The following is a 20,551-nucleotide window of genomic DNA, read 5'->3' as shown; positions in this document are numbered from 1 at the left end:
ATGAGTAATAGGTATCAAATGATTACAAAACCAGCCATTTTTTCGTTTTTCTCCGGTTCTGGGTTTCTAGATCTAGGGTTCGAAAACTCTGGTTATGAGATTGTTTACGTGAATGAATATCATTCACCTTTCATGGATGCCTACAAGCATTCCCGCAAGATTTTAGGGCATGCCGAGCCAGCATTTGGTTATGACGAATGCAGTATTGAACAAGTTGATTTGGATATACTTTGCTCTAATCGCAAGAAATTAGAACAGCAGGGACGCACCGTCGGATTTATTGGTGGCCCTCCATGTCCTGATTTCTCTGTAGCAGGGAAAAATAAAGGCAAAGATGGAGAAAATGGTAAGTTATCAAAAAGTTATGTTAATGTCATTTGTAAGGTATCACCTGACTTTTTTCTATTTGAAAATGTAAAAGGGTTGTATCGCACAAAAAAACATCGTGAATTTTTTGAGACCCTCAAAGAGCAGTTGATAGAACATGGGTACTCTTTACATGAAAAGCTTATCAATGCCCTTGAATATGGTGCGCCTCAGTATCGGGAGAGAATCATCTTACTTGGCTTTAAAAATCCGTCCCTTAGTGATGTTTTTGATTGGTCGGGCAGGAAGTATCCAGAAAAGTCTGCATTTTGCTATAACTGGCCTACAAGAGAACCATTCATGGAGAATAATAAGTCTCCTATGCCAGCATCTCTTCCTGAAGAGCTGACCATAACTCATTGGTTTCGGAAAAATGATGTTGAAAATCATCCTAATGCGAAGCACTGTTTCAAGGCTCGTGCGGGGCTAGCGAGATTTCTTAGCGTTGAAGAAGGTGATGACAGCCGTAAATCATACAAAAGGTTGCATCGTTGGAGGTATTCACCTACGGCTGCATACGGTAACAATGAAGTTCATTTGCATCCAACTAAGCCAAGAAGAATATCTGTTTCTGAAGCGTTAGCAATTCAATCTTTGCCGCGAGAATTTGAACTGCCGTCAGATATGAGCTTATCAAATATGTTTAAGACTGTTGGGAATGGCGTTCCATATGTTGCTGCACTTGGGATCGCTAATTCAATACTAGCACACTTAGGAATAACAAATGAGGCTGACCGCACATAATCTTGTCCGAGAGATCGGCAAACTCCCTCGTGATGTTGAGTACCAATATATCAATGAAAAAAATCAGGGGAAAATTGTTATACATGCAGTGTATGAACCTGAAGGCCCTATAGAATTTAGGCGATATAATCCTGCTAAAGGAGAAACTTTAGCGAGTAAGAAGATCGAATCAATATCGGTCCAAATGTTGTGGCGGCTTGCTAATGCTTTGGCTGAGGATAAGCCTGTAAATATTGATAGAGTTTTTGGTGGTAGCTACAACACTCGTTCAGTTTTGGAAACTCTCCTCGCCCACACTTCTCAATTTTACTGGTGTAAACCCGGGCGGATAGAATTGATAAATACTAGCAAAAGTGTCAAGCCGGGACATAAACATCTGATATATATGCCAGACAATCCCCATGCTCTTGGGGTGACAGCATTTGCTGATGTTAACATGCAAATTTCAGAATTCAATATGGATGTGGTCTATAAAGGAATAGATCTCACAGCTACCCCTCCGCCTGAAAATATGACGATTGAACAAAAGAGAAGGCATGCACAAATACAAATAGCACTTGTCAAGATTGGGCAGCATCTTGGTTTTAGAACTTGGATTGCGGCTAATGACAAAGGTATTGAATATGCTGGTCAGCGTATTGATCAAATGGAAGGTGTTATTGATAGTCTTGCGCAAGAAAGAGTGATTAGTGCATATCCTGAAGCCGCTAGAGCAGCAAGACTAATAGATTGTATTTGGTTCAGAAATGGAAGATTGATGCCTGCAGTTATGGAGGTTGAGCATACTACTGGTGTCACCAGTGGACTAACTAGAATGAAAGGATTTTATGATTTAGGTCCAGCACTGCAAGATGTTAGATGGACCATTGTTGCTCCTGACGAAGATCGTGCCAAAGTAATAGCTGAAGCCAATAGAGAGCAATTTCGAGATATGAATACTCGCTTCTTCTCGTATTCTGCAGTTGAAGAACTTTATTCGTTATGCGAGCGCAGAAAGCCAACTGGTATCACTGAAAAGTTTTTAGATTGTTTCATGGAGCCATGTATACATTGAGCCCAACTGTTAATTTAAAAACTTGGTAAGGGTCATGCTATGAGCCAAGTGCTATTTACTGCATGAGTTTGCATGATCCACCTATAGGCTTTTTTATTGAATCGCCCCAGAGCTGGCACCTTCTCTACCTCTCATGCAGGTGCATGAAAACTCATAGATCAAGCGGGTAGGCGTGGCGGGGCTATGATTGCGCGCGATGGGGGGGAATCGTGTTTTTTATCGCAAAATTCCAGCCTGTCAGGGTGTGATCGTGTTTCGATTCAGGCAAAGCATTAATATTTGATTGGGGGCTGTGGTGGGCTTTTGAGGCGCTTTGATAAGGTATAAAAAAACCGCCATCAGGCGGTTATTGTTTAGTAGCTAGTTTGATTACATGCTTGGTTATCCCAGAGCCATCAAATCAGTTTTGGCCTATCAGTTAATTGGAAATTGATACGGATAAATTGCCGTCTTCAATATCCAATTTATAAGGTTCAAAGCGGATCACTTCTTCCCCTACCCATGTGTTTAGCTCAAGCATTTGGCGCTGCAGGGGCATCAGCTCATTGCGCACAAATACCTTACTGGCTTTGCCTACGTCGCCAAAGCCGCCTGTGTTGTTGGGAATAATCCCCATCATCTGGGGCGGAACGCGGTGAGCGGCTAGCATGTCGTCACGGCTGACATTCTTGATGTTTAGGAATTCATCTTTTGCGGCCACTTCACTCAGTGGGATGATCTGAATACCATCTTTTTTCCCACTGGGCGAATACATAAACAAATTACGAAAGTTGCCAGGTCCTTTCGACTGCTTTAATGCTGCACGGATATTGTCCACATCAGACTGGTTTTGTGCTGGGTCGCTCATATACATGATGAAGCCCGCATGGCTTCCGTTCAGGTAATACTTACGGCGAAATAGGGTGGCGGACTCATTGAGCAGCGCCGACGGGATAGCCGCCAGATATTCTGGTAAACCGTAAAGTTCTTGGTTTAGGTCAGGTTCGAACAAATGAAACACCGAACCCGTTTCAAACGGGTACGGCTGGGTGCTGTAACCATATTGAGCAAACCAATAAGTATCGAGATCGACGCCTCGACGCATGTATTTTGCCAGCGCAGGTTCCAGCGAAAGAGTGCCACCAAGTCGGTTTCTACGTTTTTCCAGATAGGAGTTGCCAAACACCAAATAATCCAAAGCGAAGCGGCTGAATGCTTGCTGGCTAAGTAGCTTATGCGGAATAAAGGTGCTGGTTAGAATATTGCGTTTTACGTAAATGGCCGAACTGTGATGTGTGGCGGAACGGAACGTGCGCGCCAATCCATCAAGACTAATAGGTGGCTCATACCATTGCTCGACGCGGGAACACTCCAGATAATCCAATAATTCACGGCGGTCCAGTACGGGGATCGGGTCGCCAAAAGCAAAAGCTTCTGCCGAAGGTGCCTGATGCGGTGTTGCCAGCGCTTGTTTTTTTGTCTGAGATTTTTTTTTGCTCATTCTGCTGACTCCTGCGGCCATTGGCACATCATCAGCATGTTGAATTGGTCTAGCGTGAAACTATGCTTAATCTCCTCGATTGATAACGTGGATAGCATTCCCGAATCACCATTCTGTGCTTGATAGAGGTCAACTTTATCAGTCCATACGTCACGATGAGCCAAGATGCGCTGATATGCTTCATATGCTCCCTTTTGGTCTGAGGCTGACGTGTAGAATGTGCGCGAGTTGCCCTTATACATTGAGAGTGAGCTGGCCGCGGCAATCATATTTCTAGGGTTGTCAGACCATGCATAATTTGGGACATATACATTCCCATGAAAACTTGAAAGTCTACATTTAGGGCTTAAAAAGGATATTTTTGCGCCATTTGGAAGGACCAAATGCTGTGGGTGGCGACAGGTAATGTTGAATCCTTCCAGTAATCCTTCTAGCTGTGCTTTATATACAAAACCGAAAATGTATGGGAAGGCGATTTGTGCCTGTGCGATCGTTCCCCCTAGAAAAATTTGGTCTTCTCCCGTCGCAATCGCATTTTGAAGTGCTTCAAACGCAAAATAATAATCACAGCCAATCTGACGTGAAGCGGTTATATGGCGAGTTTTATGTTTTTTGGCTTTATGCCAATTAAGCTGATGAGGAAAAAAATGAGGCAAAAGCTGATCAAGTTCAGCTGCATATTTTTTGTTTTGGGCTGTCTGAGTCATTAGAAAATCTCCACAATATTGGTGTTAGTGGCGGTCATGCCTTCCAGCGGTTCATTGTGTAAGGCGTGCATGGTGGCCCACGCCAGATCGGCGTGGCTGGCTTCTTCACTGCGACTGGCTTCATAGGTCGGGCGGTTGCCGCTGGCGGTGACGGATTTACGGATCGCCATAAACGATTGGGCTATGTCGGTGTGTCCGGCGTCGAATTCCAGACGGCGGTGGCTGATCACGTCGTAGGCTTTCAGGACCAGTTCATTTTTTACATTCGGGTTGTAGATAAACTCCCGTGCGGCAGGGAAGAATGCTTTCACATCTTTATATACCCCGTGACCAATACCGGTGGAGTCAATACCTATATAGGTCACGTTGTAGATTTCTGTCAGCTGGCGGATAGATTCTGCCTGTGCGCGAAAGTCCATACCACGCCACTGGAAACGTTCCAGAATGCGAAATTTACCACCGGCTACAAGTGGTGGGGCCATAACAACGCAACCGGCGCTATCACCGTTGGCCGTTCCTTTGGCGGGGTCATAGCCAATCCATACGGGGTTATAACCGAAGGGCCGGATCGCCAGTGGCTGCACGTCGTCCCACACTTCCCAGCTGTCCACCATGCACGCCTGCAGATCGGCCAGCGGAAACACCGAGGCCAGATCGTCGATAAAGTCGCACATCAACAGGTTTTGATATTCTGGCGGGCTGTATTCAAGGCGCAGCTGGTCGAGGTCGAACAGGTTACAACCGCCATTTACCGCATCTTCTACGGTGACAATCTGACGATATTGGCCATCAGGGCAGAGAACGCCGCGCGCCAGATGGTTGTGGGTTAGGTCAATGTCTACACGGTCCGCTTTTGCGCGCCCACGGTTATACAAGGCACCTGACCAAAACGGGTAGGCGCTGTGGGTGAGGCTGGAAGGGGTAGAAAAATAGGTCTGACGCCATTTCTTATGCAACGCCATGCCTGATGCCACTTTGCGTAGCTCTTGGAATTTCGGTATCCAAAAATACTCATCCAGATACAGATTGCCGTGGTAACTCTGCGCGGTGCGAGCGTTAGTGCCGAGAAAATACAGGCAGGCCCCATTGCCCAGCGTCATGGGGTCGCCTTTTAGCTCCACATCCACTTCACGGGCAAACTCAATGATGTACTGCTTAAAGACGTGCGCCTGCGCTTTGCTGGCGGATAAAAAAATCTGATTGCGGCCCGTAGTCAGTGCATCAATCAAGGCTTCACGGGCAAAATAGTAAGTGGCACCTATTTGACGCGATTTAAGCAGGTTACGGATTCGGTGTTTACTTCCCGCATCAAACCAGATCTTTTGATAATCAAACAGGTTGTTATGGAAAATCTGTTCGAGTTTTTCCAGCTGTTCATCACTGAACACGTTCTTTTCAGGCTGCTTGCGTTCGCCGCTGTTTCGGCTACGGATTTTGGGATTCAGATCGGCTTCATTGCCGCCGTTGTTAAATTTACCAATACGGGCGTGGCGCTCTGACTGGCGCGCCAGCAGGTCAATTTCTTTAAAGTCTTTTCCTTCTTTCTGCTCCTTCATAACGAGCTGGCAATAGCGTGCTGCGGTAGTCAGCTGCATCTGATCCAGTGGTCCAATGTCGCCCCACTTGTCACGCTTTTTCCAACTGTGTACGGTTGCAGGCTTCTCTCCCAGCATTTCAGCAATGCGGGCGATGCGTAACCCCTGAAAGTACAGGAACATAGCCTGACGGCGGGGATCGAGGTCAGTTTTTACCGTTGTCGTATTCATACGGCCAGATTACCGACCCAATCACGTCTGCACCGCTGCCGCTGATTGTGCCAGCGTCCCCACAATTCCCCCGCGTTGTCTCCATACCCCCATCACCGCAAACATAGTGGCTCTGATACGTTCACAAGAATGGAGCCTGACAGATGGCAACTAAATCAAAGCGTTTTCGCGTCGGGGTGGAAGGGGCGACGACTGACGGCCGCAAAATCCAGCGCGAATGGCTGACCCAGATGGCGGAAAACTATGACCCAGACGTTTACGGCGCACGGGTTAACGTTGAGCACATCAAATCCTATTCCCCTGATGGTTCATTTGGCCGTTATGGCGATGTCACCGGACTTTTTGCCGAAGAAATTAAAGACGGTGCGCTGGCTGGGCGTATGGCGCTGTATGCCGAAATCGAACCCACGCCGGAGCTGGTCGCACTCAATAAGAAAAGCCAAAAGGTTTACACCTCGATGGAGGTTGATCCCGAGTTTTCAGACTTGGGCTTTGCTTACTTGGTCGGCCTTGCCGTCACCGACGATCCCGCCAGCCTTGGCACCCAGCGCCTGAGCTTTAGCGCCAGCGGTGAAAGCACGTTGGCCCAGCGCAAAGCCAACCCGCATAACCTGTTCACCGTGGCAGAAGAAACCGTGATCGAGTTCGAAGAGGTGGGGGAATCTAAGCCCAACATCTTCAACCGCGTTATGGACATCTTTAGCAAAAAGCAGGTGAGCGACGAAGCCCGCTTTAACAATGTGCATAAGGCGGTAGAGCTGTGCGCGAAGGAAGCGCAGGGAACGGCGGAGCAGGTCACCACGCTATCCGCAGAGGTTGCCAAAGTGGGCGAACTGGAAGAACGGCTGGCGGAGTATGGCCAGAAGTTGGACGACCTGACCACGCGCCTGAGTACCGAAGACGGCAATCAAAACCGCCGTCCATTCTCTGCCGGTGGCAGTCATTCCGCGTCAGAACAAACTAACTGCTAACGGAGCAACATCTGCATGAAAAAGAATACCCGCTTTGCATTTAACGCCTTTCTAAGCCGATTGGCGGAACTCAACGGTGTGGCAATGGACGATCTGTCCGCCAAGTTCACCGTAGAGCCGACGGTAAACCAGACGCTTGAGGATGAGATCCAGCAGTCTGCCGCCTTCCTGACGTTGGTCAATGTCGTCCCTGTGCCGGAACAATCGGGCCAGCTGCTCGGTCTGGGCGTCGGGACCACCATTGCAGGCACCACCAATACCGCAGACAAAGAGCGTGAACCCACCGACCCGACGGCGTTCAGTGATATTGAGTACAAGTGCGAGCAGACCAATTTCGACACCGCGCTGACTTACGCCAAATTGGACATGTGGGCCAAGTTCCAAGACTTCCAACTGCGTATCCGTAACGCCATTATCAAGCGTCAGGCACTGGACCGCATCATGATCGGGTTTAACGGCTTGAAGCGCGAAAAGACCTCTAACCGCGCAGTCAATACCATGCTGCAGGATGTGAACGTGGGCTGGCTGGAAAAGATCCGCAAAGACGCACCGGCGCACGTCATGGCGGGCGTGACGGGCGAAGATGGCAGCGTGAAGAATGTTATCAATGTAGGTAAAGGTGGCGCATATGCCAACCTTGACGCGCTGGTGATGAACGCCGTTGATGAGATTATCGATCCGGTTTATCAGGATGATGATGGTCTGGTGGTGATTTGTGGCCGTGCTCTGCTTGCTGACAAGTATTTTCCGCTGGTCAACAAAGAGCAGGAAAACAGTGAAGCGCTAGCCGCAGATATGATCATTAGCCAGAAACGCATGGGCGGTCTGCAAGCGGTACGTGCGCCGTACTTCCCGCCGAATGCGTTGATGATCACCCGACTGGATAATCTGTCTATCTACTGGCAAGAAGACACCCGCCGCCGCTCGGTGATTGATAATCCAAAACGTGACCGTATCGAAAACCTTGAATCGGTCAACGAAGCCTATGTGGTTGAGGATTACCGCTGCGTGGCGCTGATTGAAAATATCGTGATGGGACCGGTGGAAGTGCCAGCACCTAGCGCCGCAATGATGTCTGCTGATGTTCAAAGCGTAGAGGGCGTTGATTCCGCAAAATTGGCTGATGCCATCATGTTGCTGGCGGAAAAACTGGGTGGTGATAAAGCCGACGCGGTGACCGGTGGCGCTGTTCAGGAAGCGGCCTCCCTGCCAGCGGAAGAGCCAACCCCAACCGACAAAGCCGCAAAGTCTGACGGCAAGAAGGCGTAAATCATGTTGAGTCCTGCACGGCGACATGTGATGCGTGTTCAGGCTGAGGAGTCCGCCCAATTGGGCGGCTCCACGCTCCGTAATTTATCAGCCTACAACCAAATGTTGCTCAAACTTGAAGAGGACAAGCGCCGGTTAAAGCGGGTGCAGTCCACTATGCGCAAGGCCGAAATCAAACGCGAACTTTTACCCTATTACCAACCTTGGGTGGCGGGCGCGTTGAAGAGCGGAAAAGGGGCGCAGGATGATGTGCTAATGAACGTCATGATCTGGCGGGTGGATGCCGGTGATTTTAGTGGCGCATTAGACATTGCCGATTATGCCCTTAAACACGGTTTGGTTATGCCATCGCTCTATAACCGACAAACGGCGTGCGCCGTGGCCGAGGAAATCGCTGACGCCATGACAAAAAACTATGCCGCCAAGCAGCCGGTGGACGTGGCACTTATCCAGCGCACGCTGGAAATCACAGACGCGCATGACATGCCCGACCAAGTCCGCGCCAAACTTCACAAAATTCTGGCCTATGGTCTACGCGATAACAATCAGCCGGTGTTGGCTTATCACCATATCAGTAAAGCGTTCCTGTTCGATAAGAACTGTGGCGTGAAAAAGGATATGGAACAACTAGAGCGGATTGCCCGCCAAGCCAACAACGGATAACCGAACGTGCCCACGCGCGAGGCGGCACGGGATGGCGACAGGCGATAGCCTCATCAAAATCCCGTCCACCGCCTACCCATTCAGAGGACAACAGCATGGATTTTGTTTCACCGGAAAAGCCAGACAGTAAGGCGGGGATTATCACCAATACCCCGTTTTGGCCGGATGTCGATCTGGAGCATTACCGGTTAGCCATGCGCACCGATGGTGTCGTGACTAATGAGCGCCTGAAAGAAGCGGCACTGTCTGCCATCTGTGAAACCAACGCCGAGCTGGCTTTATACAAAGAACGCCAGCAGCTATTGGGTTTTGCCAATCTGGTGGATGTACCTGCGGCGACCATCGGCGGATTTAGTGAACTCACATACTGGTATCGGCGCGCGGTGTATTGCCGCACCAAAGCCAATTTAACCGAGCGTTATCCCGATATTGACACCACCAAATCAGGCAGCAAACGCGCCGAAGACATGGTGTCTAGCATTGATGAGCTTTGGCGAGATGCCCAGTGGGCGGTCCAACGTCTGCAGGGTAAGGCCCACATTACGGTGGAGCTTATCTAATGCGCGTGCGAGCCATGCAATACGACACGGTGGATGCGGTGTGTTGGCGGTACTACGGGCGCACACAGGGCATGACGGAAATTGTGCTGGCTGCAAATCCGCAACTTGCCGAGGTCGGGCCTTTTTTACCCCACGGGATGGAGATCGAACTGCCGGATGTGGTGTCCGTGCCGACGACGCAAACCGTGCAGCTATGGGACTAACAGATGGAAAAAATCACCACGTTTATTTCCTATTGCCTCGCGGTGTTTTTGGCATGGCTCGGCGGGCTGAATGTGCAAGAGGTGGCCTTTCTGTCCGGTACGGTGCTGGGGTTTGGCACCTTCTTTGTCAATTGGTACTACCGGCGCAAAACCTTTCAGCTTTTCAAAGATAAGACCGACGCACTGAGTAAGGATATTTATGAACAGCTCAACCGTTAAACGCTGCGCCGTGGGAGCCATTCTGGCACTGGTTGCTTTGGTATCTGGCTCCCAGCATTTGAAGGTGTCAGACGATGGTTTGCGGCTGATTGCCGATTTTGAAGGGTGCCGCCTGACGCCTTACCAGTGCAGCGCCGGTGTGTGGACCAATGGCATTGGACACACGGCGGGCGTGACCGCAAGGAGCGTTATCACCGAACGGCAGGCGGCGGAAAATCTGGTGGCCGACGTTGCCAAAACTGAACGGGCAATTGATCGCTGTATGGCGGTCAATATGCCCCAGCCGGTCTATGACGCCGTGGTGAGTTTTGGCTTTAACGTTGGCACTGCAGCCGCGTGTCGTTCAACGCTGGCGTATTTCATTAATGGGCGAGACTGGCGGCGCGCCTGTGCGCAGTTACCGCGCTGGATCTACGTTAATGGCGTTAAAAATAAAGGGCTAGAGAACCGCCGCGCGCGGGAGCTAGCACACTGCATGAAAGGGGTAACACAATGACCAACTCAATGAGTTTTACGTTTGTAATTTATATCTGTCTGATGCTCACACTGGTTTATGGTGCATTAAACCCTGACGGGAATGTGATCAATGTAGCGGTGGTGTGCGTATGGGGAATGACCTTGATGGCTTTGTTTATCGCGTTTATGACCGTGATAAGTCTCATTGGTGCCAGCGTGTTACCTGATGATAAAAAAAGGGTGACTATTGAAAAGGTTGTAGCTGCATTCAATCAAAAGCGGCCCATGTTATTCCGTTGGATGTCAGCGGTATTTCCTCTGGTTGTAGTGGTTTGCATGGCTTTTTCTGGATGGTTAATAACAGCCTTGTGTTATCTGGTTGGTTTAGTCGTGGTCAAAGTGATCAAAGCCATGGTGCTGGAGTATGGCAAATCATGCGCTGGTTAGTTGGCTTGTGTATCGGCGTACTTGCGTTGATTGTGTGGCGGCTGGATGTCGCCATGACCACCGTTAGTTTTCAAAAACAGCAATTAACGCGATTAGAGCAATCATTGGCTGATAAAAATGGACAACTGACGGCTATTAACCTAATGGCGCAAGCCAATGATCGCTATCAGGTGAGGTTGCAGCAACAGGTCGATGCGTTGAGCGTCGCACTGACAACCAAAGACAAGCGGATTAAGGAACTCATCAATGAAAATGTGGAACTTAAAAGCTGGGCTGATACTCCTTTGCCTGCTGACATTAGCCGGTTGCAACAGCGGCCCGCCATTATCGGGGCCGCAGGTTATCACGCTTACCTGTCCGACAGTGACGCGCTGCCAGCTACCCGCCAGAGCGCCAAAGACTAACGGTGATTTGCGTGACGATGGTGATGCTGCAGAGGCCGCTTGGGCTGTCTGTGCCGCTAAGGTTGATATGATTGTGGACTGTCAGGAAAACCACCATGAAAAAGCCAGAGTCTTTACGTCAGGCGCTGAATAAGTCAGTGCCGTTTATTGCAAATAATCCTGAATGCCTGAGTATTTTTATTGATAGCGGCAGCGTTGTTTCAACGTTGGCTGCATCGTTATCGTTTGAATATCGCTATACGCTGAACGTGATTGTTATGAACTTTGCCGGAGACCAAAACCTGCTGATGGCCCCGATACTGGGATGGTTAACCCAACATCAACCGGACATTTTGGCTAATCCAGAACGCCGTGAAGATGGTTTTACCTTTGAGGCGGATATTCTCAATAACACGACCAGTGATATCAGTATTGATCTCAAGCTAACCGAGCGGGTGATCATCAAAGAGGAAAACGGCCAAATGGTCGTCGAGGCCGTCGGTGAACCAAACCCTGCAGATCCTGACGAGTGGGGCTGGCAATGAGTGATTTTATTCAGTTAGAAGACTGGATGCTGGGGCTGCTGGAGAAGTTCACCCCCGCACAGCGCCGCAAGCTGACCCAGCAATGGGCGCGAACGCTGCGCCAGTCTCAACAAAAGCGTATCCAGCAACAGCGAAACCCCGACGGTTCACCCTATGAGGCACGTAAGCCGCAAAAGCGTGATAAAAAAGGGCGAGTTAAGCGCAAGATGTTCACCAAAATCCGCACGGCGCGTTATCTGAAAACTAAAGCCACACTCGATATGGCTGAGGTGAGTTTTAGTAATAACCGCATAGAGAAGATAGCCACCACGCATCAGTTAGGTCTACGTGAAAGACTTGGTAAGCGAGGCCCTGTGGTTAAATATCCACAACGAAAGCTACTTGGAATGACGGAAATAGATATTGGGCGCGTAGGTGATGAGTTAATTAACTACCTAAGCGAACATTAAGCTCGTGGCTCTCATTGTGCTGTAAATCAAACAATCCCCCAGTAATGCGCATGCCATCGTCCTGATGGCACGCTATCCCCATGAACACACAAATCACCGAACTCCTACGCCTACTACGCAACATGATCCGCACCGGCTGCATTATTGAAGTCGATGCGGATAAATGGCTGTGCCGTGTAGCTACCGGAGAAAACCAAACTGGCTGGATACCGTGGCTGACGATGCGCGCGGGAGCTGCGCGCACATGGTGGAAACCATCAATTGGGGAGCAGGTGCTATTGCTTGCCATTGGGGGCGAACTGACCACAGCCTTTGCGCTACCTGCTATCTATTCCGATGAAAACCCGTCGCCGTCCCAATCTGAAAATGCGTTGGTGGTGACGTTCCCTGATGGTGCCCATTTCGAATATGACCCTGAGAGCAGCAAATTATTGATAAGCGGTATCAAGCAGTTGGTGCTGGCCGCGTCAGAAGAGGTCTTTTTTGATACGCCAAAAGTGCGTTGTGCCACCTTGCTGGAAACCCCGCAAATGTCTGTCACTAAAGGCGGAACCATGAGCGGGAATATTACTCACAGCAGCGGCAAACTTTCATCTAACGGTGTTGTAGTCGATGCGCATAAACACGACGGCGTGAAGTCGGGCGGGGATACATCTGGGGGACCAGTGAAATGAAATATCTGGGTATGAATCAGCTAACCGGTAAACGTATTACTGAGCTGGAGCATATACGGCAATCCGTGCGGGATATTTTGGTGACCCCCGTGGGTTCTCGTCTTGCGCGTCGTGAATATGGCTCGTTATTGCCAGAGCTCATCGACTGGCCGCAAAACGACGCGGTCAAGCTGCAGGTAATGGCCGCGAGCTATACCGCCATTAGCCGCTGGGAGCCACGCATTCAGCTGCAACGTATCCAAATTAATACGGAAATGAATGGCGTAATGACCGTTGAATTGTCGGGTGTGCGAACCGATGGCAGTCCCGCCAGTCTGTCTATTTCACTGGGAGAAAATACCTGATGGCGTCCGTTGATTTGTCGCAGCTGCCCGCCCCTAATGTGGTTGAGGCGCTGGATTTTGAAACCTTACTGGATGAGCGCAAAAACTATCTGGTGTCATTGTACCCACTTGATGAGCAGGACGCTGTGCGGCGCACATTGCAGCTGGAATCCGAGCCTATCGTTAAGCTGCTGCAGGAAAATGCCTATCGTGAATTACTGCTGCGTCAACGGGTTAATGAGGCTGCACAGGCGGTTATGGTGGCGTATGCGCTTGGCGGTGACTTAGATCAGCTTGCCGCCAACAACGATGTGACTCGCTTGGTGGTGACGCCTGCTGACACGGACACCATTCCGCCGGTGGATGCGGTGATGGAATCCGATACCGATTTACGCGCCCGCATTCCTGCTGCCTTTGAAGGGCTATCCGTTGCGGGGCCAGCGGCGTCTTATCAGTATCACGCCTTGAGTGCTGACGGGCGGGTGGCCGATGTGAGTGCCATTAGTCCCGAACCCGCGCAGGTGGTGGTCACCGTGTTGGCGCGTGCGGGGGACGGTCAGGCAGATGCCGAATTATTGGCTGTGGTCAAAAATGCCCTGAATGATGAGAACGTGCGCCCCGTGGCGGATCGCTTGACCGTTCAGTCTGCACAGATTGTTTCCTACTCCGTCAGCGCGGTGTTGTATGTCTATCAGGGGCCGGAGTCTGAACCTATTCTTGCCGCTGCCAAAGCCAGCCTGAAAAACTACATCAGTACCCAGCGGCGGTTGGGACGTGACATCCGCATCTCAGCCTTGCACGCCGCGTTACATGTTGAGGGTGTGCAGCGTGTCGAACTTACTGAGCCCAAGCAGGATGTGATCCTAGATAAGACACAGGCGGCATATTGTACCGATTGGAGTGTGACGATTGGGGGATCTGATGAATGAACCTAGTCTGCTGCCGTCGGGAGCTTCAACGCTAGAACGTCGGTTGGCGCAGACCTGCAAAGGGATTAGTGATCTGCAGGTGCCACTGCGTGACTTGTGGAACCCCAGAACCTGCCCCATTGAATTTTTACCTTATCTCGCATGGTCCCGATCTGTTGACCGTTGGGATGAGCACTGGCCGGAGGAGACCAAACGGCAAGTGGTGGCCGATGCGTTTTATATCCATAGCCGAAAAGGCACCATCAGCGCCATTCGACGCGTGGTTGAACCTTTGGGCTATCTGATTAACGTCAGCGAGTGGTGGGAAAACAATGATCCTGCAGGCACATTCCGGCTGGATATCGGGGTGTTGGAAAGTGGCATTGACGAGGCGATGTATCAGGAAATGGAACGCCTGATTGCCGATGCTAAGCCGGTCAGTCGTCACCTGATAGGGTTGACGATTATTCAAGACGTGGCGGGCTATGCCTATACCGGTGCCGCCGTATACGACGGCGACATTATCACCGTTTATCCTGACGAAGAGAGCTAACCCGATGGGACAAAAATATAAAGCAGTACTGACCAAAATCGGCGCGGCCAAGATTGCCGCCGCCACCGCTGGCGGGACAAAAATCAATCTCACCCACATGGCCGTAGGGGATGGCGGAGGTTCATTGCCCACGCCTGATCCAGCACAAACCAAGCTGATTGCAGAAAAGCACCGCGCCGCGCTCAACAAAGTGATCGTCGACCCGAAGAAAAAAAATTATTTGGTGGCCGAGTTGGTGATCCCGCCGGAAGTTGGCGGATTTTGGATGCGTGAGCTGGGGCTGTATGACGATACTGGCGCGCTGATTGCGGTCAGTAATATGGCCGAGAGTTATAAGCCGTTGTTATCCGAGGGCTCAGGCCGTGCGCAGACCCTGCGCATGGTGGTGATTGTCAGCGATATGGACACGGTGAGTTTGCTTATTGATAGCTCGACCGTGCTGGCAACACAGGAATACGTTGACGATAAATTGCTGGAGCATGAGCAATCTCGCCGCCATCCTGACGCCACGCTCAAAGAAAAGGGTTTTACCCAACTGAGCAGCGCGACCAATAGCACCAGCGAGACATTAGCCGCCACGCCGAAAGCCGTCAAAGCGGCTTATGACTTGGCAAACGGCAAATACACCGCGCAGGATGCGACCACGAACCAAAAGGGGATTGTTCAGCTAAGCAGTGCCATCAATAGCGCCAGTGAGACATTAGCCGCTACGCCGAAAGCGGTTAAAGCCGCTTATGACAAAGCGGCCGAGGCTGACAAAAACGCCAAAACCGCCGACGAAAATGCGGGAAAGGCCAACGAGAATGCTAATTCGCGCCTAGAAAAAGATAAGAATCTGTCTGACCTGAGCGATAAACCGCTGGCACGCAAGAATTTAGCGCTTGGCACAGCTGCAACTTCCAACGTTCAAAAATCTATTACGGATAATACCCCTAATGCATTGATGATAAATGGCGCGTGGGGGGTGGGGGCTAGCGGTGTGGGTATGGTGGATAGCGATATTTTATCGCCAACCAGTATTGGCAATACCTTTTTTAACCAAGGTGGCGGCGCTGCAAATAGTCATTTTGGCGGTTATGGAACGGGCATTCACTTATCGTATGGTTCGAACGGTGATAACAAACAGAGATTAACCGCCAACCTCTTTGTTGATTCTGCAGGGAACTTATCCGTTGAATGGCTAGCGGTGAACAAAAGCGATGGTGCTATTGTCGTTAAGCGTATTCAAAAACTTTATGGACCATTAAATAAACCCTCGGCAAGTGATATTCGAGCATTTCCAGACAATGGCATTCTACCAACAGGAACGAACCTAAATACACTTACAGGGACAAAACAGGGGTTCTACTTTCAATCAACAAATTCAAATGCCACAACTGCATTAAATTACCCTGTCAATTCAGCCGGTAGCTTATGCGTTATGAGAAATGGTGCAAATGGTAATGACGGTTGCACTCAAGAATACCGACCTTATAACAGCTCTGTCGTCTTCAGTCGTATCTACGATGTAGCCTCAAACAAATGGTCGGTGTGGGATTATATCTACAGCAAAAATAATCCCCCTAGCGCAAGTGCGGTAGGGGCGCTACCTATTGGTGGTGGCACCCTTAATGGAAATCTGACTGTGAAAAATACATTACAGGTCGGTGGTGTTGGAAATGCTGCGATAAATATTGGTGATAACGATTCAGGCTTGCGCAGCTCTGTCGATGGTCAAGTGGATTTATATGCTAATGGCCGAATGTATGGCTATTGGAACACGACAACGTTGGGATTTGCAGGCCAGATGATACCTAGCAATTACAACAATTTTGATGCGCGGTATATCAACAACCTACAGATGGGTGCCGAAGAATATAAAGATATTCCTTACCCCGGACAAGCCAGTATTCCTTTAGGCGCGTGTATCACCGCCATCGTGGGAACCACTAAACCCACGGGCGGCGGTGTTGGTTTTTATATTTCTCGGGTTTATTTCCGTCGTATCCAAAAATATATCGGCGGGTCTTGGAAAAACATTGCGTAAGGGGAAAGGCTGCATGATTTATAAAAATTTCACACTGTGCGAAACAGAACGTGCCGAGGATGGCGCGCTGCATCTCCAGTCTGAGGACGGTCAAGATTGGTATGATGTGCGTGAAAAGTTAGGCGCGGAAAAGCTAAAAATTGCCTATCAAGCGGATGGGGTTATCCGTCAGCAAAGCTACAACGCGGTCGAGTTATTCCCTGAAAATCTTTCTATTGCGGAAGTGAGCAAAAAAGCGATTCCAAAAGATTTTCCCGATCGGCTCGACGGTAATTGGATTTTTGACGGTAAGAAGATAGCGCCTCGCGTGGTGCCTGAATCTGAATTGCTCGCTCAGGCCGAAGAAACCCGCGCGCAGCTTATGGCCGAAGCCAATCAAAAAATCACGCCGTTACAGGATGCGGTTGATTTAGGAATGGCAACAGAAGCGGAAGAAGCCAGTCTGACGGCATGGCGTACATATCGAGTGTTACTGAGTCGGGTCGATACGTCAGCGGCACCTGTTGTGGCTTGGCCGGAACTCCCCGCAGTGTGATCCCTTTGGGTATTGTGCCAACGTTGTCACAATGCCCACTGCATGATTCTTTTTCCCCTCTCTTTCACCATAGCGGAACACCTGAACAGGAGATCCGCTTTATGGCTCAAGATTATCACCACGGTGTACGTGTCCAAGAAATTAACGAAGGCGCGCGCACCATCACTACTGTCAGTACGGCCATCATTGGGATGGTTTGCACTGGCGACGATGCGGACCAAACCGCGTTCCCCCTCAATAAGCCCGTGCTTATCACGGATGTATTAACCGCAATCGGTAAAGCAGGCACCACCGGCACACTGGCGCAATCCTTGGATGCGATTGCGGACCAGTGTAAGCCCGTTGTGGTGGTGGTTCGTGTAGAGCAGGGAGAAACCGAAGCGGAAACCACGACCAATATTATTGGCTCGGTCACCGCAGAAGGTAAGAAAACCGGACTAAAAGCGTTATTGGCCGCGCAGGCTCAGTTGGGCGTTAAACCGCGCATTCTAGGTGTTCCCGCACATGATACACAGGCCGTTGCCACCGAGCTGGCCGCGATTGCGCAGCAACTGCGTGGCTTTGCTTATGTGAGCGCCTATGGCTGCAAAACCATCGAAGAAGTGATCACCTATCGTGAGAATTTCAGCCAGCGTGAGCTGATGCTGATCTGGCCGGACTTTATCAGTTGGGACACGGTGACCAATGCCGATACCACCGCTTTTGCGACGGCGCGCGCGTTGGGACTGCGAGCCAAAATTGACGAGGAGACAGGCTGGCATAAATCCCTGTCTAACGTCGGCGTGAACGGCGTCACCGGTCTATCCGCAGATGTGTTTTGGGATTTGCAAGATCCTGCCACCGAAGCTGGATTACTCAACCAGAACGACATCACCACGCTTATCCGCAAAGATGGCTTTCGTTTTTGGGGTTCCCGCTGCTGCTCGGACGAACCGCTGTTTGCCTTTGAATGTTACACCCGTACCGCACAGGTGTTGGCTGACACGATGGCCGAAGCCCATATGTGGGCGATTGATAAGCCGCTGACGCCATCGCTGGTGCGCGACATTATCGAGGGCATTAACGCCAAACTGCGTGAAATGGTCTCTGGGGGGTATCTGCTGGGTGGGCGTTGCTATCTCGATCCTGATAGTAATACCAAAGAAACCCTAAAGGCGGGCAAGCTGTTGCTGGATTACGACTACACCCCCGTCCCTCCGCTGGAAAACCTGATGTTACGCCAGCGTATCACTGACTCGTACCTGATGGATTTCACATCAAAGGTGAAGGCATAAGGCTAAGGGGAACGACCAATGGCATTACCTCGTAAGTTTAAGTATCTGAATATGTTTAGCGATGGCATCAACTGGATGGGGATTGTGGAATCTTTCACCCTGCCAAAGCTGACCCGTAAGTTTGAAAAATACCGTGGTGGCGGCATGAACGGCTCGGCGGATGTTGATCTGGGTCTGGATGATGGTGCGCTGGAGTGTGAATTTACGCTGGGCGGCACGGAGTCGCTGCTGTTTAAACAGTGGGGCGCAGCAAAGGCGGACGCGGTGATGCTGCGTTTTACCGGCTCCATTCAGCGCGATGATTCCGCCGAAGTGCAGGCCGTCGAAGTGGTGGTGCGTGGACGCCATAAAGAAATTGATGGTGGTGATACCAAGCAGGGCGACAGCTCAACGACCAAAGTCAGTTTCTCACCGACGTATTACAAATTAACGATTAACGGCGAAGAGCTGATCGAAATTGACACTATCAACATGATTGAGCGTGCAAACGGTGTTGATTTGTTAGAAGCACACCGCGCGGCTATTGGCCTCTAATTAAGTTCAATGTGCGCGGTTGTCACCGCGCTAACCCAATAAAACAGGTATCACTATGACAACGAAGAAGAACGACGCGGCGCAGCCGGTGACTGTAGATATTGCCACCGGAGAAGTGACCGAAAAAACCGTGGATTTAGATACGCCCATTCAACGTGGAAACACCACTATCACGCAGATTGTGGTGCGCAAACCGCAGTCGGGGGCATTGCGCGGTTGCCGTCTGCAAGCGCTGATGGAAATGGATGTGGACAACATGACGCTGGTTTTGCCGCGTGTGACAACGCCTGCGCTCACTCGCGCCGAAGTCCTGATGCTCGATCCGGCGGACTTGATCACATTGAGTACGGAGGTGGTGCTTTTTTTGCTGCCGAATCGGGTGAAGTCCGATATCCCGACAGCTTAATGGTGGAAGATTTGGTGGCGGACGTTGCCACTATTTTCCACTGGTCACCTGCCGTCACTGACGACATGTCACTGCCTGAACTGCTGGAGTGGCGGCACCGAGCTATTTTACGCAGTGGTGCGAGTGATGAGTGATAAAAATTTGCGGCTGCAGGTGGTCCTCAATGCCGTTGATAAACTAACCCGACCTTTCAAAATGGCACAGGCCAGCACGCGAGCGCTGGCCCAAGATGTCAAAAACTCCCGTGATGCGCTCAAGCGGCTTGATGAAGCCGGTCAAAAACTCACGTCATTTAATGCGCTATCCAATGCCGTCCGTCAGACGGGCAACGAATTAGAACAGGCCAAGTTGAAAGCGCAGATGATGACGCGTGAGCTGTCCCAACTGGAAAACCCGACCAAGAAACAGACGCAGGCGCTAGAGGCACAGTGGCGTGCGGTGACCAAACTGGAGACTAAGCAGCGTGAAAGTGTGGCTCAAATGGGAAAGGCGCGTGCTGAACTTTATCGCATGGGTATTTCGGCCAAAAGTGGTGAACAAGCCACGGCGCGGATCACGTCTGAAACTGAACGCTACAACGCAAAGCTAAAAGAACAGGAACGGTTGCTAAAACGCGCCGGAGAACAACAGCGCAAACTCTCTGCAGCTAAGGCCCAATACGGCAAAACGCTGGACATGCGCAACCGGATTGCCGGTGCGGGAGCAACATCGACGGCGGCAGGGTTAGCCATCGGTGCGCCGGTTCTTGGGGCGGTAAAAAGTTACAGCCAGATTGAGGACGCTATGAAAGGCGTCGCCAAGCAGGTCAATGCTCTATTGGACGATAAAGGGGGGCGTACGGCGCAGTATTACGAACTGCAAAAAGACATCCAGCGCCTAAGTGAAACACTGCCAATGGCGAACGGGGCAGCTGATATTGCCGCGTTGGTGGAAGGTGGCGCGCGTATGGGGGTCACTAACGACAGCGACCCGTGGGCGAAGCAGAAAAAAGACCTATTAAACTTTGCCGCTGTATCCGCAAAGGCATCCAAAGCCT

The 20,551-nt window shown here is 50.6% G+C and carries 26 protein-coding genes and 2 pseudogenes; 25 read left to right on the top strand and 3 right to left on the bottom strand.

The genetic code is table 11. The features are described 5' to 3' along the window. The first annotated feature begins 18 nt into the window (after nucleotides 1-18). Together HMPREF3091_RS06400 and HMPREF3091_RS06395 are read left to right on the top strand one after the other, a co-directional pair. A complete protein-coding gene (locus tag HMPREF3091_RS06400) occupies nucleotides 19-1,110 on the top strand; it encodes a DNA cytosine methyltransferase (RefSeq protein ID WP_070715251.1) in 1,092 nt (363 codons plus the stop codon). After that, nucleotides 1,091-2,164 (top strand): restriction endonuclease, encoded by a 1,074-nt coding sequence (locus HMPREF3091_RS06395; protein WP_070714857.1) that lies wholly within the window; start codon nucleotides 1,091-1,093, stop codon nucleotides 2,162-2,164. Before HMPREF3091_RS06400 ends, HMPREF3091_RS06395 begins: the two co-directional genes overlap by 20 nt. Before the next feature lie 418 nt (nucleotides 2,165-2,582). Here HMPREF3091_RS06395 and HMPREF3091_RS06390 read toward each other — a convergent pair whose 3' ends face one another. The 3 genes from HMPREF3091_RS06390 to HMPREF3091_RS06380 are packed head-to-tail and all read right to left on the bottom strand — an operon-like array spanning nucleotide 2,583 to nucleotide 6,117. Continuing rightward, entirely contained in the window at nucleotides 2,583-3,644 is a 1,062-nt protein-coding gene (locus tag HMPREF3091_RS06390) for a phage portal protein (RefSeq protein WP_070714856.1), read from the bottom strand. After that, the gene (locus HMPREF3091_RS06385) at nucleotides 3,641-4,351 is read right to left on the bottom strand and encodes a terminase large subunit domain-containing protein (RefSeq protein WP_070714855.1); all 711 of its coding nucleotides are present in this window, start codon (nucleotides 4,349-4,351) and stop codon (nucleotides 3,641-3,643) included. Before HMPREF3091_RS06385 ends, HMPREF3091_RS06390 begins: the two co-directional genes overlap by 4 nt. Further along, nucleotides 4,351-6,117 (bottom strand): terminase ATPase subunit family protein, encoded by a 1,767-nt coding sequence (locus tag HMPREF3091_RS06380; protein WP_070714853.1) that lies wholly within the window; start codon nucleotides 6,115-6,117, stop codon nucleotides 4,351-4,353. The genes HMPREF3091_RS06385 and HMPREF3091_RS06380 overlap by 1 nt, the downstream gene beginning before the upstream one ends. 143 nt (nucleotides 6,118-6,260) lie before the next feature. Between HMPREF3091_RS06380 and HMPREF3091_RS06375 the strand changes: the two genes are divergently transcribed. The 23 genes and pseudogenes from HMPREF3091_RS06375 to HMPREF3091_RS22850 form a co-directional block, all read left to right on the top strand. Beyond that, complete coding sequence (locus HMPREF3091_RS06375; RefSeq protein ID WP_070714850.1) at nucleotides 6,261-7,088, top strand: GPO family capsid scaffolding protein; 828 nt, start codon at nucleotides 6,261-6,263, stop codon at nucleotides 7,086-7,088. A gap of 15 nt (nucleotides 7,089-7,103) precedes the next feature. Further along, nucleotides 7,104-8,153 (top strand): annotated as a pseudogene (locus tag HMPREF3091_RS06370) (phage major capsid protein, P2 family); the annotation flags it as partial. 207 nt (nucleotides 8,154-8,360) lie between these two features. Next, nucleotides 8,361-9,020 (top strand): phage terminase small subunit, encoded by a 660-nt coding sequence (locus HMPREF3091_RS06365; protein ID WP_070714848.1) that lies wholly within the window; start codon nucleotides 8,361-8,363, stop codon nucleotides 9,018-9,020. A gap of 95 nt (nucleotides 9,021-9,115) precedes the next feature. Beyond that, complete coding sequence (locus HMPREF3091_RS06360; protein WP_070714847.1) at nucleotides 9,116-9,580, top strand: head completion/stabilization protein; 465 nt, start codon at nucleotides 9,116-9,118, stop codon at nucleotides 9,578-9,580. Beyond that, the gene (locus HMPREF3091_RS06355) at nucleotides 9,580-9,783 is read left to right on the top strand and encodes a tail protein X (protein ID WP_063587494.1); all 204 of its coding nucleotides are present in this window, start codon (nucleotides 9,580-9,582) and stop codon (nucleotides 9,781-9,783) included. Before HMPREF3091_RS06360 ends, HMPREF3091_RS06355 begins: the two co-directional genes overlap by 1 nt. A 3-nt stretch (nucleotides 9,784-9,786) precedes the next feature. After that, the gene (locus HMPREF3091_RS06350) at nucleotides 9,787-10,002 is read left to right on the top strand and encodes an HP1 family phage holin (protein WP_046358755.1); all 216 of its coding nucleotides are present in this window, start codon (nucleotides 9,787-9,789) and stop codon (nucleotides 10,000-10,002) included. Beyond that, nucleotides 9,983-10,498: a lysozyme gene (locus HMPREF3091_RS06345; protein WP_070714844.1), complete on the top strand. Its 516-nt coding sequence runs from the start codon at nucleotides 9,983-9,985 to the stop codon at nucleotides 10,496-10,498. The genes HMPREF3091_RS06350 and HMPREF3091_RS06345 overlap by 20 nt, the downstream gene beginning before the upstream one ends. After that, entirely contained in the window at nucleotides 10,495-10,905 is a 411-nt protein-coding gene (locus HMPREF3091_RS22645) for a hypothetical protein (RefSeq protein WP_070714841.1), read from the top strand. The genes HMPREF3091_RS06345 and HMPREF3091_RS22645 overlap by 4 nt, the downstream gene beginning before the upstream one ends. Continuing rightward, entirely contained in the window at nucleotides 10,893-11,309 is a 417-nt protein-coding gene (gene lysB, locus HMPREF3091_RS06335; protein WP_070714839.1) for an Rz-like lysis system protein LysB, read from the top strand. Before HMPREF3091_RS22645 ends, lysB begins: the two co-directional genes overlap by 13 nt. After that, a complete protein-coding gene (gene lysC, locus HMPREF3091_RS22855; RefSeq protein WP_246839966.1) occupies nucleotides 11,194-11,442 on the top strand; it encodes an Rz1-like lysis system protein LysC in 249 nt (82 codons plus the stop codon). The genes lysB and lysC overlap by 116 nt, the downstream gene beginning before the upstream one ends. Further along, nucleotides 11,405-11,833 carry a phage tail protein gene (locus tag HMPREF3091_RS06330; protein WP_070714837.1) on the top strand — a complete coding sequence of 143 codons (429 nt, stop codon included), beginning with the start codon at nucleotides 11,405-11,407 and terminating at the stop codon, nucleotides 11,831-11,833. Before lysC ends, HMPREF3091_RS06330 begins: the two co-directional genes overlap by 38 nt. Continuing rightward, entirely contained in the window at nucleotides 11,830-12,282 is a 453-nt protein-coding gene (locus tag HMPREF3091_RS06325) for a phage virion morphogenesis protein (protein ID WP_070714835.1), read from the top strand. Before HMPREF3091_RS06330 ends, HMPREF3091_RS06325 begins: the two co-directional genes overlap by 4 nt. Nucleotides 12,283-12,362: 80 nt before the next feature. Beyond that, nucleotides 12,363-12,956, top strand: coding sequence for a phage baseplate assembly protein V (locus HMPREF3091_RS06320; RefSeq protein ID WP_070714833.1), 594 nt, complete (start codon nucleotides 12,363-12,365; stop codon nucleotides 12,954-12,956). Further along, nucleotides 12,953-13,300 carry a GPW/gp25 family protein gene (locus HMPREF3091_RS06315; protein ID WP_070714831.1) on the top strand — a complete coding sequence of 116 codons (348 nt, stop codon included), beginning with the start codon at nucleotides 12,953-12,955 and terminating at the stop codon, nucleotides 13,298-13,300. The genes HMPREF3091_RS06320 and HMPREF3091_RS06315 overlap by 4 nt, the downstream gene beginning before the upstream one ends. Then, entirely contained in the window at nucleotides 13,300-14,208 is a 909-nt protein-coding gene (locus HMPREF3091_RS06310; protein WP_070714829.1) for a baseplate assembly protein, read from the top strand. Before HMPREF3091_RS06315 ends, HMPREF3091_RS06310 begins: the two co-directional genes overlap by 1 nt. After that, nucleotides 14,201-14,740, top strand: a complete 540-nt coding sequence (locus HMPREF3091_RS06305; protein WP_070714828.1) for a phage tail protein I — start codon at nucleotides 14,201-14,203, stop codon at nucleotides 14,738-14,740. Before HMPREF3091_RS06310 ends, HMPREF3091_RS06305 begins: the two co-directional genes overlap by 8 nt. Nucleotides 14,741-14,744: 4 nt before the next feature. After that, nucleotides 14,745-16,766 carry a phage tail-collar fiber domain-containing protein gene (locus HMPREF3091_RS22115; protein WP_083321378.1) on the top strand — a complete coding sequence of 674 codons (2,022 nt, stop codon included), beginning with the start codon at nucleotides 14,745-14,747 and terminating at the stop codon, nucleotides 16,764-16,766. 13 nt (nucleotides 16,767-16,779) lie between these two features. After that, nucleotides 16,780-17,301 (top strand): tail fiber assembly protein, encoded by a 522-nt coding sequence (locus HMPREF3091_RS06295; RefSeq protein WP_070714826.1) that lies wholly within the window; start codon nucleotides 16,780-16,782, stop codon nucleotides 17,299-17,301. Nucleotides 17,302-17,402: 101 nt separating this feature from the next. Beyond that, entirely contained in the window at nucleotides 17,403-18,575 is a 1,173-nt protein-coding gene (locus HMPREF3091_RS06290) for a phage tail sheath protein (RefSeq protein WP_070714823.1), read from the top strand. Between the two features lie 18 nt (nucleotides 18,576-18,593). Then, on the top strand, nucleotides 18,594-19,109 hold the full coding sequence (locus HMPREF3091_RS06285) for a phage major tail tube protein (RefSeq protein WP_070714821.1): 516 nt from the start codon (nucleotides 18,594-18,596) through the stop codon (nucleotides 19,107-19,109). A gap of 88 nt (nucleotides 19,110-19,197) precedes the next feature. Further along, nucleotides 19,198-19,515 carry a phage tail assembly protein gene (locus HMPREF3091_RS06280; RefSeq protein WP_246839960.1) on the top strand — a complete coding sequence of 106 codons (318 nt, stop codon included), beginning with the start codon at nucleotides 19,198-19,200 and terminating at the stop codon, nucleotides 19,513-19,515. Nucleotides 19,516-19,529: 14 nt separating this feature from the next. Further along, the gene (locus tag HMPREF3091_RS06275; protein WP_070715247.1) at nucleotides 19,530-19,649 is read left to right on the top strand and encodes a GpE family phage tail protein; all 120 of its coding nucleotides are present in this window, start codon (nucleotides 19,530-19,532) and stop codon (nucleotides 19,647-19,649) included. Further along, a pseudogene (locus tag HMPREF3091_RS22850) lies at nucleotides 19,642-20,551 on the top strand (phage tail tape measure protein); the annotation flags it as partial. The gene HMPREF3091_RS06275 and the pseudogene HMPREF3091_RS22850, both read left to right, overlap by 8 nt.

This window comes from Hafnia sp. HMSC23F03, assembly GCF_001816025.1.
Lineage (GTDB): Bacteria > Pseudomonadota > Gammaproteobacteria > Enterobacterales > Enterobacteriaceae > Hafnia > Hafnia paralvei.
The sequence above is the reverse complement of the archived record's forward strand: the minus strand, read 5'-3'. Positions and strand labels throughout refer to the sequence as shown.

Bases quoted from the DNA above. Each gene is read 5' to 3' on its own strand.
- HMPREF3091_RS06400 (WP_070715251.1), top strand. From the start codon at position 19: ATGATTACAAAACCAGCCATTTTTTCGTTTTTCTCCGGTTCTGGGTTT.
- HMPREF3091_RS06395 (WP_070714857.1), top strand. From the start codon at position 1,091: ATGAGGCTGACCGCACATAATCTTGTCCGAGAGATCGGCAAACTCCCT.
- HMPREF3091_RS06390 (WP_070714856.1), bottom strand. From the start codon at position 3,644: ATGAGCAAAAAAAAATCTCAGACAAAAAAACAAGCGCTGGCAACACCG.
- HMPREF3091_RS06385 (WP_070714855.1), bottom strand. From the start codon at position 4,351: ATGACTCAGACAGCCCAAAACAAAAAATATGCAGCTGAACTTGATCAG.
- HMPREF3091_RS06380 (WP_070714853.1), bottom strand. From the start codon at position 6,117: ATGAATACGACAACGGTAAAAACTGACCTCGATCCCCGCCGTCAGGCT.
- HMPREF3091_RS06375 (WP_070714850.1), top strand. From the start codon at position 6,261: ATGGCAACTAAATCAAAGCGTTTTCGCGTCGGGGTGGAAGGGGCGACG.
- HMPREF3091_RS06365 (WP_070714848.1), top strand. From the start codon at position 8,361: ATGTTGAGTCCTGCACGGCGACATGTGATGCGTGTTCAGGCTGAGGAG.
- HMPREF3091_RS06360 (WP_070714847.1), top strand. From the start codon at position 9,116: ATGGATTTTGTTTCACCGGAAAAGCCAGACAGTAAGGCGGGGATTATC.
- HMPREF3091_RS06355 (WP_063587494.1), top strand. From the start codon at position 9,580: ATGCGCGTGCGAGCCATGCAATACGACACGGTGGATGCGGTGTGTTGG.
- HMPREF3091_RS06350 (WP_046358755.1), top strand. From the start codon at position 9,787: ATGGAAAAAATCACCACGTTTATTTCCTATTGCCTCGCGGTGTTTTTG.
- HMPREF3091_RS06345 (WP_070714844.1), top strand. From the start codon at position 9,983: ATGAACAGCTCAACCGTTAAACGCTGCGCCGTGGGAGCCATTCTGGCA.
- HMPREF3091_RS22645 (WP_070714841.1), top strand. From the start codon at position 10,495: ATGACCAACTCAATGAGTTTTACGTTTGTAATTTATATCTGTCTGATG.
- lysB (WP_070714839.1), top strand. From the start codon at position 10,893: ATGCGCTGGTTAGTTGGCTTGTGTATCGGCGTACTTGCGTTGATTGTG.
- HMPREF3091_RS06330 (WP_070714837.1), top strand. From the start codon at position 11,405: ATGAAAAAGCCAGAGTCTTTACGTCAGGCGCTGAATAAGTCAGTGCCG.
- HMPREF3091_RS06325 (WP_070714835.1), top strand. From the start codon at position 11,830: ATGAGTGATTTTATTCAGTTAGAAGACTGGATGCTGGGGCTGCTGGAG.
- HMPREF3091_RS06320 (WP_070714833.1), top strand. From the start codon at position 12,363: ATGAACACACAAATCACCGAACTCCTACGCCTACTACGCAACATGATC.
- HMPREF3091_RS06315 (WP_070714831.1), top strand. From the start codon at position 12,953: ATGAAATATCTGGGTATGAATCAGCTAACCGGTAAACGTATTACTGAG.
- HMPREF3091_RS06310 (WP_070714829.1), top strand. From the start codon at position 13,300: ATGGCGTCCGTTGATTTGTCGCAGCTGCCCGCCCCTAATGTGGTTGAG.
- HMPREF3091_RS06305 (WP_070714828.1), top strand. From the start codon at position 14,201: ATGAATGAACCTAGTCTGCTGCCGTCGGGAGCTTCAACGCTAGAACGT.
- HMPREF3091_RS22115 (WP_083321378.1), top strand. From the start codon at position 14,745: ATGGGACAAAAATATAAAGCAGTACTGACCAAAATCGGCGCGGCCAAG.
- HMPREF3091_RS06295 (WP_070714826.1), top strand. From the start codon at position 16,780: ATGATTTATAAAAATTTCACACTGTGCGAAACAGAACGTGCCGAGGAT.
- HMPREF3091_RS06290 (WP_070714823.1), top strand. From the start codon at position 17,403: ATGGCTCAAGATTATCACCACGGTGTACGTGTCCAAGAAATTAACGAA.
- HMPREF3091_RS06285 (WP_070714821.1), top strand. From the start codon at position 18,594: ATGGCATTACCTCGTAAGTTTAAGTATCTGAATATGTTTAGCGATGGC.